This is a genomic window from Mesorhizobium sp. W050, from assembly GCF_054719535.1.
The window spans coordinates 5559335-5575436 of the sequence record NZ_JBTTIH010000001.1 but is presented as its reverse complement, the minus strand read 5'-3'; the positions used below and the strand labels follow the sequence as shown (position 1 = coordinate 5575436).

Here is a 16102-nt window from a genome sequence, read left to right as displayed (position 1 = left end):
AAAGCAGGCGCAGACCGCCGGACAAGGCCCGGTGGCCAAGGTAAATGTCGTCGCGGTGTTCACCATGGATTGCCGGACCCGTCAACTGCGGCGAGCCGGCCAAGACGATTAAAGACAGGCAGGATATGGACATGGCCAGCGCCGTCGAACAGTTTTTCGCCGTCAAGACGAGGATCGCTGCCGCCGAGCGCGAGGCCGGCCGCGACGCCGGTTCGGTGACGCTGGTTGCGGTGTCGAAGACTTTTGAGGCCGACGTCATCCGCCCGGTCATCGAGGCTGGCCAGCGCGTCTTCGGCGAAAACCGCGTGCAGGAAGCGCAAGGCAAATGGCCGGCCTTGAAAGCGGAATTCCCTGATATCGAACTGCATCTGATCGGCCCGCTGCAGTCGAACAAGGCGAGGGAAGCCGTAGCTCTCGCCGACGTCATCGAGACCGTCGACCGCGAAAAGATCGCCGCCGAACTCGCCAAGGAAATCGTGCGCCAGGGCCGCACGCCGAAACTCTACGTCCAGGTCAATACCGGCTCGGAGCCGCAAAAGGCCGGCATCGAGCCGCGCGACGCCGTCGCCTTCGTCGCCCGCTGCCGCGATGTCCATGGCCTCGCCATCGAAGGCCTGATGTGCATCCCGCCGGCCGACGAAAACCCCGGCCCGCATTTCGCCCTGCTGGAAAAGCTCGGCATGGAGGCCGGCGTGGCAAAACTGTCGATGGGCATGTCTGGCGACTTCGAGACCGCCATAGCCTTCGGCGCCACCAGCGTCCGCGTCGGCTCGGCGATTTTTGGCGGCCGATAACCTCGGTGATCTCGCGGCCCTAACAGTAGCATTTGTTGCTGCATCGCTGCAGCGATGCTATATCTAGCCAAGCTAGCTAGGTATCTTCCATGAACTGGCATCTGCAGGACGCAAAAAACAATCTCTCGAAGCTGGTTCAGCAGGCTCGTGAAAAGGGCCCGCAGACCATCACCTTGCGTGGAAAGCCCGCTGCTGTCGTGTTGGCCGCTGAAGAATACGAAAGGCTCGTCGGCTCTAAGCCCTCACTTGCGGAATACCTTCTTTCCGGTCCCGAGTGGGACGACGACTTCGTCGAAGAGGTCAATCGCCGCTCCAAGGGGCCCGGCAGAGACGTGGACCTCTGATGTTTCTTCTGGACACGAACGTCGTGTCGGGTGCGCGAAAGCGAGAGGGGCCAGTGGCGGATTAGATAATCAAGCAAGAGCGCCAGTCTCTGTTTCTAAGCGTCATCACGCTCGGTGAAATCGCACGCGGAATCGAAATGAAGCGGCGAAACGACCCCGACACTGCAAACCATTTAGCAGCGTGGTTCCACGGTCTGCGCCACAGCTACGAAAACCGAATTCTCGGCATAGACGAGAGCATCGCTGCCCAATGGGGTCGCATCTCCGCGATCCGCACGCGCGGCGACGCAGATGGGCTTATAGCCGCGACGGCGCTCTTCCACGACCTCATACTGGTCACACGCAACGTCGCCGATTTCGACGATACTGGCGTCACAATGTTCAACCCTTGGGAAGCCTGACCCGCCTGTGTTGATCCGGTGTTGGGGTCGGCCGCAGGTTGAGCCAGAGCCGGCCCATCATTGCGCCACGACTGGAAACGAAACGCGCCGTTCCTATTTGCTTGGAGTCATCACCAATCTGCTGGAGCCACCATGCGCTACAATCAACTCGGAAATACGGGGATGTGGCGCGCCGAGCCTTGCCTCCAGTCGCGCGATCAGCTTGCTCACCGCCGACGGTGTCATACGCAGCGAACGAGCCGCAGCCGAGAAGCTGCTCGCCTCGACGACGCGGACGAACACTTCGATCTCGCCGGAACGGTTGATATCGGGTCTGGCCATTTGTGAATCTATTTCACAGGAAATATGCCCAAAGCAAGTCTGGTTCACAAGGCATGGCAACACGATCTCTGCGGTCGGGGCGCGGGTCTGGACAGCGCGCTCATTCGAGTTCGAACTGGAAACCGCCATGCCTCTTGCTCTCTACGCCCTCGCTGCCGGCGCCTTCGGCATCGGTGTCACCGAATTCGTCATCATGGGGCTGCTGATCGATGTCAGCAAAGATCTCGGAGTCTCGATCTCGGCCGCCGGCCAGTTGATTTCGGGCTACGCGTTGGGCGTCGTCATCGGCGCGCCGCTTTTGACCATCGCCACCGGCAACTGGCCCCGCAAGACCGTCCTTCTGGCCCTTATGGCGATCTTCACGCTCGGCAACCTCGCCTGTGCGATCGCCCCCGACTACTGGACGCTGATGGGCGCCCGCATCATCACCGCCCTTGCCCATGGCACTTTCTTTGGCGTCGGCTCGGTGGTTGCCACCGGCCTGGTCGCACCCAACAAGAAAGCCTCGGCGATCGCGCTGATGTTCACCGGCCTGACCATCGCCAACATCCTCGGCGTGCCCTTCGGCACCTGGCTCGGCCAGACCTTCGGCTGGCGCGCCACCTTCTGGGCGGTAGCTCTGGTCGGTCTCGCTGCCTTCGCAGTGATCCTGCTTCTGGTACCACGCAGCCAGACGGCGCCCGAGAAGACCAACCTGCGCGCCGATCTCGCCGTGCTGCGCCGCACGCCGGTGCTGCTCGGCCTCGCCACCACCGTGCTCGGCTACGCCGGCGTCTTCGCCGTCTTCACCTACATCGCCCCGCTGCTCACCGAGATCACCGGCTTCAGGGAAGCCGCCGTGTCGCCGATCCTGCTCGTCTTCGGCGGCGGTCTTATCGCCGGCAATCTGCTTGGCGGCAAGGTCGCCGACCGCTGGTTGGTGCCGGCGGTGCTCGGCAGCCTCGTGGTGCTGGCGTTGGTGCTGGCCACAATGACCTTCGCCGTCCACAGCCAAATCCTGGCCGTCATCTATGTCGGCCTGCTTGGTGCCGCCGCCTTCGCCACCGTGGCGCCGCTGCAGATGTGGGTGCTGGAAAAGGCGCAAGGCGCGGGCCAGAGCCTCGCCTCGTCCTTCAACATCGCCGCCTTCAACCTCGGCAATGCCGCCGGCGCTTGGCTTGGCGGCGCGGTGATTGCCCATGGCCTCGGCCTCGGCTCACTAACCTGGATCGCCGCTTTGCTGCCGGTCGCGGCTCTTGGCGTCGCTGCCCTGGCGCTGCGCCTCGATCGCGCCCCCACAATCGGGGCGCCGGTCTGCGCCCAGTCATGAGCATCACGCGCAATCCTTCTTCGACATCATCAAGGAGCATAAAATGGATTATCGACGTCTCGGCGCATCGGGCCTGAAAGTGCCCGCACTCTCTTTCGGCGCCGGCACTTTCGGCGGCTCCGGGCCGCTGTTCGGGGCCTGGGGCAACAGCGATGCCAAGGAAGCGCGGCGGCTGATCGACATCTGCCTCGAGGCCGGCGTCAATCTGTTCGACACCGCCGATGTCTATTCGAACGGCGCCTCCGAGGAAGTGCTTGGCGAAGCCATCAAAGGCCGCCGCGACGCGGTGCTGATCTCGACCAAGACTTCGCTGCCGATGGGCGACAGACCGGCCGACTACGGCTCGTCGCGCTCGCGGCTGATCAAAGCCGTCGACGCCGCCCTGAAGCGCATGGGCACCGATTACATCGACCTGTTGCAGCTGCACGCCTTCGATGCCGGCACGCCGATCGAGGAGGTGTTGTCGACGCTGGACGACCTCGTGCGCGCCGGCAAGCTGCGCTATGTCGGCGTCTCCAACTTCTCCGGCTGGCAGGTGATGAAATCGCTGGCGGAAGCCGACAAGCATGGCTACCCGCGCTACGCCGCGCATCAGGTCTACTACTCGCTGGTCGGTCGCGACTATGAATGGGAGCTGATGCCGCTCGGTATCGACCAGGGCATCGGCGCGCTGGTGTGGAGCCCGCTCGGCTGGGGCCGCCTGACCGGCGAGATCCGCCGCGGCCAGCCCCTGCCGGAAAAGAGCCGGCTGCACGACACCGCCGATTTCGGCCCGCCGGTCGCGGACGAACATCTCTACCGGGTCATGGATGCGCTTGATGCGATGGCTGAAGAGACCGGCAAGACCGTGCCGCAGATCGCCATCAACTGGCTGTTGCGGCGCCCGACCGTGTCCTCCGTCATCATCGGCGCCCGCAACGAGGAACAGCTGCGCCAGAACCTCGGCGCCGTCGGCTGGGCGTTGACGCCGGAGCAGGTCAAAAAGCTCGACATGGCAAGCGAAGTGACCGCGCCCTACCCGTACTTCCCCTATCTCCGCCAGGAAGGTTTCGCCCGGCTGAACCCGCCTGCGGTGTGATCACACGACGTTGAAGCTGCCAATCTCCCCCTTGCGGGGGAGATCAGCTATACTGCCGCTCAGTGCAGCACGAACTCCCCATCCACCTTCCGCCATTCGTTCGGCGCGATCAGCTTCTGGTGCGTGTAGCTGATCGAATGCAGCGGCCCGTCGAGCCTGGCCTTCCAGAACTCGATGAACTTGATCAGCACCGGAAACTTCGGCGCCAGATCGTAATCCTGCCAGATGAAGCTCTGCAGCAGATGCGGGTGGTCGGGAAAATGGTACAGAATCTTGGCCGTGGTCAGGCCATACCCCTTGAGCATCAGGTCCATTTCGGAATGATCGCGCATGACAGCCCCTTGGCCTAGTTGATTCTCCATTCCTCCCAACACCGAATTGTGCGCGCCGTTCCTTAACTGTCTATGATTTTCCTGATCCCAGTCGGGTTTTATGCACGAAAACATGCAGTTAGCAGCGACCGCTGCCGAGTGCTGATGCAACCGAAACGGGAGCTGCGGCATCCCGCCACGCGAATCCAACGTCTAATGTTGCCGTCAGCGCGGAACTGTTAATAATGCCGCCGAATTCGCGGCTGCGTCGCCGTGATCCTGGCTGAGGTCAAGCCGGCGGGGTGGTTTGGGAGGAAAGTGAAGACATGTCCGAGGTGAAGATCCACCGCGTCCAGCCGGCGTGGAAGAAGAATGCGCTGATCGACAACGACACCTACCTCAAATGGTATGCCGACAGCGTGAAGAATCCGGACAAGTTCTGGGGCAAGCACGGCAAGCGCATCGACTGGTTCAAGCCGTTCAGCAAGGTCAAGAACACCTCCTTCGAGGGCAAGGTCTCGATCAAATGGTTTGAGGACGGCGAAACCAACGTCTCCTACAACTGCATCGACCGCCATTTGAAGAAGCGCGGCAACCAGACAGCCATCATCTGGGAAGGCGACAATCCCTACGACGACAAGAAGATCACCTATAACGAGCTCTACGAGCATGTCTGCCGGCTCGCCAATGTGATGAAGAAGCACGGCGTCAGGAAGGGCGACCGCGTCACCATCTACATGCCGATGATCCCGGAAGCGGCCTACGCGATGCTGGCTTGCACCCGCATCGGCGCCATCCACTCGATCGTCTTCGGCGGCTTTTCACCGGACGCGCTGGCCGGCCGCATCGATGACTGCAAGTCGACCTTCGTCATCACGGCCGACGAGGGCCTGCGCGGCGGCAAGCCGATCCCGCTGAAGGAAAACACCGACAGAGCGATCGAAATCGCCGCCAAGGCCGGCACCAAGGTCGATAAGGTGGTCGTCGTGCGCCGCACCGGCGGCAAGACCGGCTGGGTTCAGGGACGCGACATCTGGTACCATGACGAGATCGCCACGGTGAAAGGCGACTGCAAGCCGGAGAAGATGAAGGCCGAGGATCCGCTGTTCATCCTCTATACCTCAGGCTCGACCGGCAAGCCGAAGGGCGTGCTGCACACCACCGCCGGCTATCTCGTCTATGTCTCGATGACCCACCAATATGTCTTCGACTACCATGATGGTGATATCTACTGGTGCACCGCCGATGTCGGTTGGGTCACCGGCCACAGCTACATCGTCTATGGCCCGCTCGCCAACGGCGCCACCACGCTGATGTTCGAGGGCGTGCCGAACTACCCCTCGCAGTCGCGCTTCTGGGAAGTCATCGACAAGCACAAGGTCAACATCTTCTACACTGCGCCGACGGCACTGCGCGCGCTGATGGGCGCCGGCGACGAACCGGTGAAGAAGACCTCGCGCAAGTCGCTGCGCGTGCTGGGCTCAGTCGGCGAACCGATCAATCCGGAAGCCTGGGAGTGGTATTTCAACATCGTCGGCAACGGCAAGGTGCCGATCGTCGACACATGGTGGCAGACCGAGACCGGCGGCATCCTGATCACGCCGCTGCCCGGCGCCACCGACCTCAAGGCTGGTTCGGCGACGCGGCCCTTCTTCGGCATCAGGCCGCAGCTGGTCGACGGCGAAGGTAGGGTGCTGGAAGGGGCGGCCGACGGCAATCTCTGCATCGCCGATTCCTGGCCCGGCCAGATGCGCACCGTCTATGGCGATCATTACCGCTTCGTGCAGACCTATTTCTCCACCTACAAGGGCAAATACTTCACCGGTGACGGCTGTCGCCGCGACGCCGATGGCTATTACTGGATCACTGGCCGCGTCGACGACGTCATCAACGTTTCCGGCCACCGCATGGGAACGGCCGAGGTCGAATCGGCGCTCGTCAGCCATGAGAAGGTGTCGGAAGCAGCTGTCGTCGGCTATCCCCACGACATCAAGGGCCAGGGCATCTACAGCTACGTTACCTTGATGAAAGGCGTGGAGCCGAGCGAGGAACTGCGCAAGGAGCTTGTCGCCCATGTCCGCAAGGAGATCGGCGCAATCGCCTCGCCCGACAAGCTGCAGTTCGCGCCCGGACTGCCGAAAACCCGCTCCGGCAAGATCATGCGCCGTATCCTGCGCAAGATCGCCGAGGACGATTTTTCCGCGCTCGGCGATACCTCGACACTGGCCGATCCGGCCGTGGTCGATGATCTGATCGCCAACCGCCAGAACAAGAAGGGCTGAGGGGATTTGATGGCTGCACTGGGCGCAGTCACGGAGCTCTGGCGTTACCCCGCTAGTTCGCTTGCCGGCGAACGCCAGGACGCCATTTCGGTCGGCCTTGAAACCATCGACGGCGACCGGCTGTTCGGCCTTGTCGATGTCTCGGACAATGAGATCGCGCGGCCCGACCGCGACGCCAAGTGGCACAAGGTGCCGCGCATCCGCACCCGGCTGAGCAAGGACCGCAAGCTGGAGATCGCCGTTCCCGACGGCGACTGGCTGGTAGCGCCGGGCGCTGAATGCGACAGCGCCGTCTCGACCTATCTCGGCTTCGCCGCCTCGATCCGGCCGTTCAGCCAGGACAACGCTCCCGGCTACACCGGCCCGCTGACCGCGGCGCGCTACCGCAAAGCGCCGATCCATCTCTTGACCACCGCATCGCTGGCCCGGCTCAAGGCGCTGCACCCCGAAGGCATTCCCGATCCGCGCCGCTTCCGCCCCAACATCGTCGTCGACATGGCGGCGGTCGAAGGCTCGTTTCCCGAGACCGAATGGATTGGCCGCAAGCTTGCCATCGGCGACCTGCTGGTGACCGTCTCGGAGCCGTGCCGCCGCTGCGGCTTCACCATCATCAGCCAGGACGGCTTTGACCACGATCCCGGCATCCTGCGCAATCTGGTCCGCCACAACGCCCATAATCTTGGCGTCTATTGCACTGTGGACAGGCCTGCCCGTGTCGAGATCGGCGCGCCGATGCGGTTCGTGTAGGCCTCTACCGCGAGGCAGCGAATCGCAGACCTTGGAAAGCGTGGGGTTCGGCCCCGAATCCTATCCCTACCGATACAGATCCGCCCGTGTCGGCGGCAGCCCGCTCGGCCCGCGTGCGCGTTTGGTGACGACGGTCTGAAAAATCTGCGCCGAGGCGCGCTCGAAGGTGATCGAGCAGCCGGTGAGATAAAGCAGCCACAGCCGTGCCTTGGCCTCGCCGACTTCGGCGACCGCCTCGTCGAAGCGAGCCTGTAGCCGCTCGGCCCACAGCCGGCAGGTGCGCGCATAGTGCTCGCGCAGATTCTCGACGTCGTAGACCAGGAAGCCATGCGCCTCCAGATTGCCCAGCGTCATGCCGATCGTGTCGAGTTCGCCGCCTGGGAAAATGTATTTGAGCAGCGCCTTGAACTCCGGCCCCTTGCGCAAGGTTTTCTTCAAGTCGCCCTTGCTGCGCCTGGTGATGGCGTGGTGCAGATAGATGCCGCCGGGCTTCAGCAAGCGATGGATGGTCTTGAAATAGGTGGCGTGGTTGGCGAGGCCGAGATGCTCGAACATGCCGATCGACGATATCTTGTCGAAGGAGCCTTTGAGCTCCGTATAGGATTTGATTTCGATGGTGATGCGGTCCTGCAGCCCTTCGGCGCGGATGCGCTCGCGGGCGAGATCGGTCTGCGCCTGCGACAGCGACACGCCATGGCCGACGACGCCGTAATTTTTGGCCGCATGGATCAGCATGGCACCCCAGCCGCAGCCGATGTCCAGCAGCTTTTCGCCCGGCTTCAGCCTGAGCTTGCGGCAGATATGGTCGAGCTTGTCGGCCTGCGCCTGGTCGATGCCATCGGCGAAATCCTTAAAGTAGCCGCAGCTGTAGACCATGCGCTCGTCGAGGAAGAGCCGGTAAAAGGCATTCGAAATGTCGTAGTGATGCTGGATCGCCTCCTGGCTCGACCCGCTGACATAGGGGTTGCGACCCGACAGATCGGTGCGTGCACTCATCTGCTTGCGTGACAGGAGCACCGCCGGCAGGTCGCGCAGGATCGCCAGCTTCGGCAGCGACTTGAGCTTGGTCCTGAGCTTGCCTTGCGACGGCAGTGCGTAGAAATCGAAAATCGTCCCGTCTTCGATGTCTATCGTCTTGGAGATCCACATCTCGATCAGCGTCGACAACGATGGCCGCTTCACCACCTGCCAGACGATGTCCTGGTCGTTGATGGTGAGCACGGGCCCGATGGCGGGACCGATCCGCTCGCCGGTCCACAGCTTGACCGCAAAACCCGGCTTCAGCGTTTCGATCACCGTTCGCACGATGCGCGCGGCCTTCTCGGCTGCCTCCATGGCCATCCTCCCGAGTCCTGACAATCCACCTTGCATGGATTTTGCCCGCCCTCGCGGCTCTTCGCAACCCGGCGCAAAAGGCGGCTCGCCAGCTATTTCAAATCGGCATCTTGTTTTTTGCTGCAACGCACCCCATCATCTGTACGTGTTCAACAAATCGAAAGGAGGTGATCCGATGTCGAGTGATTTCGTTTTCCAGAACGTGGCCTCAGCGGATTGCACTTTCGGGAAGCAGTCTTCCCGTTAAGGCGCGATAAGCGCGGCGGGTGACCTCGGTCGCCGCCATTGGCCGCGCCACGGACGGAAACACGGAAGGCCGCCGGCTTCGTCAAGAAGCGGCGGCCTTTTCCATTTCCGGATTGTGTGTCGAAGCGGATCAGAATCCGGTCACGCCAGCATCCGCGCGCTGACCGTCTTGTCGACGCCGTGATAGGGCGGATTGAACAGCTTGCCCTGCTGCTCGTAGGTCCAGACCTTGAACAGCGAGAGTTGGTGTGGGCCGAAGCTGTGCAGCAGCGGCACATCCGTGGCATCACGACCGCGCGCGATGACGACGCGGCCTATCCTCGGACGATTATGACGGGGGTCGAACGTGTACCATTTGCCGTCGAGGAACACTTCCATCCAGGCCGAAAAGTCCATCGGCGCCGGGTCGGCCGGTACGCCGATGTCGCCGAGATAACCGTTCACATAGCGGGCCGGGATGTTCATGCAGCGGCAGAGCGTGATCGCCAGATGGGCGAAGTCGCGGCATACACCAACCTGCTCCTCATGCGCTTGGGCTGCGGTGCGCGTCGACCGCGCATAGCCATAGCCGAAGGACAGCCGGTTGTGGACATAGTCGACGATCGCCTGCACCCGCGCCCAGCCGGAGGGAACATGGCCGAAAAGCTGCCAGGCCAGACTGCTCAGATGATCGGTCTCGCAATAGCGGCTGCCGAGGAGGTAGCCGAGCACATCGTCCGGCAGTTCCGCCACCGGCACTTCCCTGGCCAGCGTGTTGACCGCGTCAGGCTCGCCGCTGTCCTCGACGGCTGCGTCATAGAGAATGCGGAAACTGCCGGCGGGTACGGTGAAGCGGCGGCAGGTATTGCCGAACAGATCGTGATAGACCTTGCTCGGCACTGAAGGCGACGTCAGCACGCGCGTCTGCCGTTTGATGTCGGCCTGACGATCCCTGTGGATATCAAGCAGCGAGATGACCGGCGTGGCGCCGACGCATTCAATGGCGATTTCGTAGCCGAGCCGGATCAGCACAATGATTGCCCCTTCGATCCCGTGGAAAACAGTATGCTCAAAACGCCAGAGGCGGGACCATGGTTCCCTGGAACTATCGAAAAGGCTCTCCCGCGGCTTCCCAGGCAGGCGTGGCGACGTTACGGTCGCACGACATGTTTCGACCCTCCCGAAACGATCCCTAACCCCGTGGAAAATCTGATGTTTGCAGGCAGAAAATTCGCCGCGTTCCTGTTCGATATGGATGGCACGGTGCTCAATTCGATCGCCTCGGCCGAGCGCGTCTGGGCGGCGTGGGCGCTTAAGCACGGTCTCGACGTCGAAGCCTTCCTGCCGACGATCCATGGCGTGCGGGCGGTCGAGACCATCACCAGGCTGGCGCTTCCCGGCGTCGACCCTGTTCATGAGGCGTTTGTGCTGTTGCAGGCCGAGTCGGACGATGTCGAAGGCGTGCTGCCGATCGCCGGCGCCGTGCTGTTCCTCAACGCTTTGCCGCCAGAGCGCTGGGCGATTGTCACCTCGGCGCCGCGCCCGTTGGCGCTGCTGCGCATGCGGGCCGCCGGCATCCCGGTTCCCGCCTTGGTGGTCGCGGCCGAGGATGTGTCGCACGGCAAGCCGGCGCCCGACTGTTTCCTGCTGGCGGCAAAGCGGCTCGGCGTCGATATCGGCGACTGTCTGGTCTTCGAGGACGCACCGGCCGGTATCGCGGCGGCGGAAGCAGCGGGAGCGTCGGTGATGGTGATCAGCGCCACTCACCAGCATCCAATGACGACTCAGCACAACTCGATTGGCGGCTATGAAACCGTCTCCATCGCCATCGATGACAGCGGCTGGATGACGCTGGGGGCACAGCGCAGCGCGGCCTGAGAACTGGAGAACTGGAGAACTGGAGAACTGGAGAACTGGAGAACTGGAGAACTGGAGAACTGGAGAACTGGAGAACTGGAGAACTGGAGAACTGCTGTGCGCCTTTTTCTTCAACTCTTCAGTTCACCAGTTCCCCAGTTCTTCCGTTCCTGAACCCCTAGAAATCGCTAGCCAGTCCCTTCACTTCCCAGTCGCCGTAGCGGCCGGGTTCCTTGCCGCCGCGGCCGCCGATTTCCTTCGGCAACGCAGCTTCCTTCTGGCGATACGCTTCACGGCGCGCCTCGGCTTCAGCCAGCGCTCGGCTGGCCGCCGGCGTCAGGTCCTTCTCCCGGTCGGCATCAGCTTTGCTGGGTTGGTCGGTCATGCGATAGTCCGGGCGGATTGAAACCAAGGGCGGCGTTTCCCATCATATAGCCATGAGTTCACCCCGATCGACCTTTTTTTGCCACGGCCGCACAGGGAGCAGATGATGAGCACGCTACGCACCACCATGCTTCTGGCCGCGATGACGGCGCTGTTCATGGGCGTCGGTTTTCTGATCGGCGGCACCGGCGGCATGATGATCGCCTTCCTGGTCGCCGCGGGCACCAATCTGTTCAGCTACTGGAATGCCGACAAGATGGTGCTGTCGATGAACCACGCCGTCGAGGTCAACGCGAAGAACGCGCCCGAATTCCACGCCATCGTCGAGGCGTTGGCCAAGCAGGCCGGCCTGCCGATGCCCAAGACCTATCTGATCGACAATCCGCAGCCGAACGCCTTCGCCACCGGCCGCAATCCCGAGAACGCCGCGGTCGCGGCCTCAACCGGGCTGCTGGAGCGCCTGTCGCATGAGGAGGTGGCGGCAGTCATGGCGCATGAGCTGGCCCACATCCAGCATCGAGACACGCTGACCATGACCATTGTCGCGACACTCGCCGGCGCCATCTCGATGCTCGGCAATTTCGCCTTCTTCTTCGGCGGCAGCCGCGACAACAACAACCCGTTCGGCTTTGTCGGCGTGCTGGTGGCGATGCTGGTCGCGCCCTTCGCCGCCATGATCGTGCAGATGGCGGTCAGCCGCACCCGCGAATACGAAGCCGACCGGCGCGGCGCCGAAATCGTTGGAAATCCGCTTTGGCTGGCATCAGCGCTTGACAAGATCGCCCGCGGCGCCGAACGCATCCGCAACCCGGATGCCGAACGCAATCCCGCGACCGCGCATCTCTTCATCATCAATCCCCTTCACGGCGAGCGCATGGACAGCCTGTTTTCGACCCACCCGAATACCGACAACCGCATCGCCGCGCTGCAGGCGATGGCGCGCGACATGGCAGGCCGCCAGCCGGCGCCGCGCCAAGCGCCGACGCCCGGGCAAACAGAAGAATTCCCGGCCGATGCCGTGCAAGGCCCGTGGGGCAAGGCAGCACGCCCCACGCCGCCGACCAAACCGGCCAAGCCGAAAGCCAATCCGTGGGGCCGCAATCCGTCCGGACCCAAAGGTCCGTGGTCGTGAGCGGCGCCAGACCTCGGCCCGCACATTCAGGCGTTCGCGAAAACAGCTCGGACGAATTCGTCGCCGGCCTCGCCGCGCGCAAGGCAGCGGCGCGGCTCCTGGCCGCCGTTATCGACGCCAAGACGCCGCTCGACGGGCTGACGGACCACGAGAACGGCCACCCGCAATACAAGGTGCTCGACCTGCGCGACCGCGGCCTGGTGCGCGCCATACTGGTGACCGCGCTGCGCTACCGCATGACCATTGCCGGGCTCCTCGCCCGCCGCCTTGAAAAGCCGCTTCCGCCCAACGCCACAGCTTTGTCGCACATCCTGCATGTTGCGGCGGCGCAGATCCTGTTCCTCGACATCCCCGACAGCGCCGCCGTCGATTTGGCTGTGACCCACGCCAAGTCGGACCCGCGCACGCAGCGCTTTTCCGGCCTCGTTAATGGCGTGCTGCGCACTTTGGTGCGCGCCAAGGAGACCGAACTGCCGGCAGCTCTTGCCGCCACCGACGAGGCGCCAAAATGGTTCTCCGACCGGCTGAAGGCCGCCTATGGCGCCGAGATGACCAGACAGATCCTGGCGGCGCATCGCGTTGAGGCGCCGGTCGATTTCACGGTCAAGGCCGATCCCGAATTGTGGGCCGAAAAGTTCGGCGGCATCGTGCTGCCGACCGGCACGGTGCGAGTGGAAAAGCTCAGCGCCTCCGTCACCGAACTGCCGGGCTTCAGCGAAGGCGCATGGTGGGTCCAGGACGCCGCCGCCAGTTTTCCGGCGCGGCTGTTCGGCGATGTCAAAGGATTACGCGTCGCCGACCTCTGCGCCGCCCCCGGCGGCAAGACCGCTCAGCTTATCCTTGCCGGCGCCAAAGTCACCGCCTTGGACACCTCGAAGAACCGGCTGGCGCGGCTGACGCAGAACCTCGAACGGCTTGGGCTGTCCGCCGAGATCGTGCAGGCCGATCTGCTGAAATACCAGCCGGCGGAGCTTTTCGACGCCGTCCTGCTCGACGCGCCCTGCTCTTCTACCGGCACGGTTCGGCGCCACCCGGACGTGCCATGGACCAAGACGGTAGCCGACGTCGAAAAGCTAGCCGATCTGCAAGCAAAGCTGCTCGCCCGCGCCGTCACTTTGGTCAAACCGGGCGGCCGGATTGTTTTTTCCAACTGTTCGCTGGACCCGATCGAAGGCGAGGATCTGTATCGCGCCTTTCTGGCCGGCAACAAGACCGTCGCCGACGATCCGCTGCAGCCCGGCGAAATCGCTGGCATCGACGCCTTCCTGACCCTGCAAGGCACGCTGCGCACCACACCCGCCGATCTTGACCTTGGTTCGCCAGGGGTTTCCGGTCTGGACGGCTTCTTCGCCGCCCGCATGCGACGTGTCGCCTAGGATTTTGTCGGCAGAGCCGCAGCCCTTCGTGACTTCGTCATCCACGGGCGGAGCAAGGAGAGTAGCGACGCAGCGCAGACCCGAGGATGCCATGCCGCGACACATGAGCGCCGCTACGACGCAGAATTCTGCTCCGCTGCAACCCACGGCCAAGGTCACGGAATGGATCCCAGGGCCTCCGCGACGGAGCTTCGCTCCTGCTTCGCCCTGGGATAACGAAGTGCGAATGCCTCGACTAATCCCGAACGGCTGCGCCCCCTAAAGCATGTCGTCCAGGGACCAGTGCTTCCCCCACCTTGCATCGATCTCATCATCGACATTCTGGTAGCGGATATCGGTGGAGAGCCGGATACGCCCCTCCGCACTCTGGTTGGTCGTCGAGGCGTGGATCATATAGGGCGAGTGGAGGACGACATCGCCGGCCTCGAAGTCCGCGATCAGCCAGCGTGTATCGAACCGCTCCGCCATGTCGGGCAGGTCCTTCGACACCCAGCCGCCCTCGCTCATGTTCCTGTTGTAGGCGCTGATGCGCTCCTGCGGGCTCAGCCCGGCATTGTCCCTGGCGAACCGGGCCTCCATGTCGAGGCCGATGGCGTGCGATCGCTCGAGATAGACCAGGCCGCCCATGTCGACGGGAACGTCGCCGATCGGGATCCAGGCCGTGACGATGCGGCTGGTGCCGCCGCGAAGATAGACGAGATCGTAATGCGCCGGCGTCGCCACGGTGGTGCCCGGTTGGGTGAAGCGCATGATCTTGCGCTTGTGCAAATAGGACAGCCCGCCGACGAACGCATCCATCAGCCGGGCCATCCGGGGCTGTGCGCAGAACCCTTCATAGGCGGTGGAGCGAACCAGCGCCATCAACCGGCGATCGGCGAGCTGACGGTCGAACGTGCCGGCGGCCGCCGCCAGGCCAAGCGCGGGATCGGACCCGGGCTGCAGCAAGCCGGTGTCGGCCAGATACGAAAACACCCAGCCGCGAAAATCGATGACGTCGCGGCGCGGCAGCATACTTTTCAGCCAGACATAGCCTTGCTCGGCAAGGAGGCCGCGAATGGCATCGATGCCGATCCCGGCGTCGGTTGGCACGAGGCGACCCAACCGGTTCGGCGCCATCGATAATGTCTTGCCGTTGGCGTTCAGATCGATTGACGCAACAGGACTCCGTCGTTGCATGCCACCTGTTGAGCTTGACATTTCAGCCACCTGCGATTTTTCATCCTTAGCTGGAAATGTCATACTGTTCGCACACTCGCCCATGGACAGAACGAAGCCATGGACTTTTCGCTCACGAACGATCTCTCTTACGCACTCTACAGATCCGCACCGGCCGCGGCCGGCGGCCTGTCGGTTACAGGGATTGGTCGGCATCGCGTCACGCAGGCGATCCAAGCGCGCAAATTGCCGGAATTCGCCGTGGTGCTGATTGAGAACGGTCAAGGCTGGCTTGAAACCAGGACTGCCGGCATGCAGACGATCCAAGCGCCGGCCCTGTTCTGGCTGCTTCCCGGGAGGATGCATTCCTACGGGCCGGACGCATCGGGCTGGCTCGAACGCTGGGCGCTCTTCGACGGGGCCTTGATACGCGATTTCACCCGGCTGCGGCTGATCGCCGAGGACGCCCCTGTCGTCCCCTTGCGCGACCTCGGCAAAATGCAGCGGCTGTTCGACAGGCTGCATGGTGAGCTGTCGCTCGATACGATGCTGAGCCAGGCAGAAGCCGCCGCCACGATGCATCGCATCGTCGTGCGTGCCGCCCGCCAGGCAATGGATTGGAACAACCGTCAACGAAACCCCAGCCTCCAGGATGCCGCCGACATGCAGCCCATCGTCGACGAATTGCGCCGCTGCGCGTGCGACCCGGTCGATCTCGATGCCTTCGCCGCGAAATTCTCGATGTCGCCGGCAACCTTGCGGCGCAGATTTGCGCGGGCAGCCGGCATGTCGCCCAAGGCCTTCCAACTGCGCACGAGGCTCGACCGCGCCAAACAGATGCTGGCCGCCTCCGATTCGCCCATCGAGTCCATTGCGGCCGCCGTCGGCATCCACGACGCCTTCTATTTCTCCCGTCTGTTTCGCGACCGCGAAAACTGTTCGCCCAGCGAATTTCGGTCTCGCCACAACCGCAAGTGAGTGCAGGATTGCCGGGCTTAAACCCGCGAAGCGCTTGACTTTTTTCGGGGTGGGTCGGTGGCCGGCAGCGTGA

The 16102-nt window shown here is 63.2% G+C and carries 15 protein-coding genes and 2 pseudogenes; 11 read left to right on the top strand and 6 right to left on the bottom strand.

Annotated features, from left to right (window positions below):
* Positions 1 to 131: 131 nt before the first annotated feature.
* The 3 genes and pseudogenes from ACYG9Y_RS26940 to ACYG9Y_RS26930 all read left to right on the top strand — a co-directional run bounded on the left by ACYG9Y_RS26940 (position 132) and on the right by ACYG9Y_RS26930 (position 1539).
* Positions 132 to 794 (top strand): YggS family pyridoxal phosphate-dependent enzyme, encoded by a 663-nt coding sequence (locus tag ACYG9Y_RS26940; RefSeq protein ID WP_023736835.1) that lies wholly within the window; start codon positions 132 to 134, stop codon positions 792 to 794.
* An 89-nt stretch (positions 795 to 883) separates the two neighbouring features.
* Positions 884 to 1138, top strand: coding sequence for a type II toxin-antitoxin system Phd/YefM family antitoxin (locus ACYG9Y_RS26935; protein ID WP_023684084.1), 255 nt, complete (start codon positions 884 to 886; stop codon positions 1136 to 1138).
* Positions 1138 to 1539 (top strand): annotated as a pseudogene (locus ACYG9Y_RS26930) (PIN domain-containing protein). The gene ACYG9Y_RS26935 and the pseudogene ACYG9Y_RS26930 overlap by 1 nt, the downstream one beginning before the upstream one ends.
* Before the next feature lie 168 nt (positions 1540 to 1707).
* Here the strand turns inward: ACYG9Y_RS26930 and ACYG9Y_RS26925 are convergent.
* A pseudogene (locus ACYG9Y_RS26925) lies at positions 1708 to 1860 on the bottom strand (helix-turn-helix domain-containing protein); the annotation flags it as partial.
* Positions 1861 to 1987: 127 nt separating this feature from the next.
* Between ACYG9Y_RS26925 and ACYG9Y_RS26920 the strand changes: the two are divergent.
* On the top strand, positions 1988 to 3169 hold the full coding sequence (locus ACYG9Y_RS26920) for an MFS transporter (protein ID WP_023749346.1): 1182 nt from the start codon (positions 1988 to 1990) through the stop codon (positions 3167 to 3169).
* 43 nt (positions 3170 to 3212) lie between these two features.
* A complete protein-coding gene (locus tag ACYG9Y_RS26915) occupies positions 3213 to 4247 on the top strand; it encodes an aldo/keto reductase (RefSeq protein ID WP_023736831.1) in 1035 nt (344 codons plus the stop codon).
* 59 nt (positions 4248 to 4306) lie between these two features.
* Here the strand turns inward: ACYG9Y_RS26915 and ACYG9Y_RS26910 are convergent, their stop codons facing one another.
* Positions 4307 to 4579: an usg protein gene (locus tag ACYG9Y_RS26910; RefSeq protein WP_023668649.1), complete on the bottom strand. Its 273-nt coding sequence runs from the start codon at positions 4577 to 4579 to the stop codon at positions 4307 to 4309.
* A 305-nt stretch (positions 4580 to 4884) separates the two neighbouring features.
* Between ACYG9Y_RS26910 and acs the strand changes: the two genes are divergently transcribed.
* Positions 4885 to 6840 carry an acetate--CoA ligase gene (gene acs / locus ACYG9Y_RS26905; RefSeq protein WP_023726119.1) on the top strand — a complete coding sequence of 652 codons (1956 nt, stop codon included), beginning with the start codon at positions 4885 to 4887 and terminating at the stop codon, positions 6838 to 6840.
* A 9-nt stretch (positions 6841 to 6849) separates the two neighbouring features.
* A complete protein-coding gene (locus tag ACYG9Y_RS26900) occupies positions 6850 to 7587 on the top strand; it encodes an MOSC domain-containing protein (protein ID WP_023726118.1) in 738 nt (245 codons plus the stop codon).
* A 66-nt stretch (positions 7588 to 7653) separates the two neighbouring features.
* Here the strand turns inward: ACYG9Y_RS26900 and ACYG9Y_RS26895 are convergent, their stop codons facing one another.
* Together ACYG9Y_RS26895 and ACYG9Y_RS26890 are read right to left on the bottom strand one after the other, a co-directional pair.
* Complete coding sequence (locus ACYG9Y_RS26895; protein ID WP_023688864.1) at positions 7654 to 8922, bottom strand: SAM-dependent methyltransferase; 1269 nt, start codon at positions 8920 to 8922, stop codon at positions 7654 to 7656.
* Positions 8923 to 9309: 387 nt separating this feature from the next.
* Complete coding sequence (locus ACYG9Y_RS26890) at positions 9310 to 10179, bottom strand: transglutaminase-like domain-containing protein (RefSeq protein ID WP_023737921.1); 870 nt, start codon at positions 10177 to 10179, stop codon at positions 9310 to 9312.
* Positions 10180 to 10359: 180 nt separating this feature from the next.
* On the opposite strand from ACYG9Y_RS26890, the gene ACYG9Y_RS26885 reads away from it, so the two are divergent.
* The gene (locus ACYG9Y_RS26885; RefSeq protein ID WP_023737922.1) at positions 10360 to 11025 is read left to right on the top strand and encodes an HAD-IA family hydrolase; all 666 of its coding nucleotides are present in this window, start codon (positions 10360 to 10362) and stop codon (positions 11023 to 11025) included.
* 157 nt (positions 11026 to 11182) lie between these two features.
* Here the strand turns inward: ACYG9Y_RS26885 and ACYG9Y_RS26880 are convergent, their stop codons facing one another.
* Positions 11183 to 11389, bottom strand: a complete 207-nt coding sequence (locus ACYG9Y_RS26880) for a DUF1674 domain-containing protein (protein WP_023688862.1) — start codon at positions 11387 to 11389, stop codon at positions 11183 to 11185.
* A 105-nt stretch (positions 11390 to 11494) separates the two neighbouring features.
* Between ACYG9Y_RS26880 and htpX the strand changes: the two genes are divergently transcribed.
* On the top strand, positions 11495 to 12520 hold the full coding sequence (gene htpX / locus ACYG9Y_RS26875; RefSeq protein WP_023737923.1) for a zinc metalloprotease HtpX: 1026 nt from the start codon (positions 11495 to 11497) through the stop codon (positions 12518 to 12520).
* Positions 12511 to 13896 carry an RsmB/NOP family class I SAM-dependent RNA methyltransferase gene (locus ACYG9Y_RS26870; protein ID WP_023737924.1) on the top strand — a complete coding sequence of 462 codons (1386 nt, stop codon included), beginning with the start codon at positions 12511 to 12513 and terminating at the stop codon, positions 13894 to 13896. Before htpX ends, ACYG9Y_RS26870 begins: the two co-directional genes overlap by 10 nt.
* Positions 13897 to 14154: 258 nt before the next feature.
* Here ACYG9Y_RS26870 and ACYG9Y_RS26865 read toward each other — a convergent pair whose 3' ends face one another.
* On the bottom strand, positions 14155 to 15012 hold the full coding sequence (locus tag ACYG9Y_RS26865; protein ID WP_444849035.1) for a phytanoyl-CoA dioxygenase family protein: 858 nt from the start codon (positions 15010 to 15012) through the stop codon (positions 14155 to 14157).
* A 159-nt stretch (positions 15013 to 15171) separates the two neighbouring features.
* Between ACYG9Y_RS26865 and ACYG9Y_RS26860 the strand changes: the two genes are divergently transcribed.
* Entirely contained in the window at positions 15172 to 16029 is an 858-nt protein-coding gene (locus ACYG9Y_RS26860) for a helix-turn-helix transcriptional regulator (RefSeq protein WP_023737926.1), read from the top strand.
* Positions 16030 to 16102 lie beyond the last annotated feature (73 nt).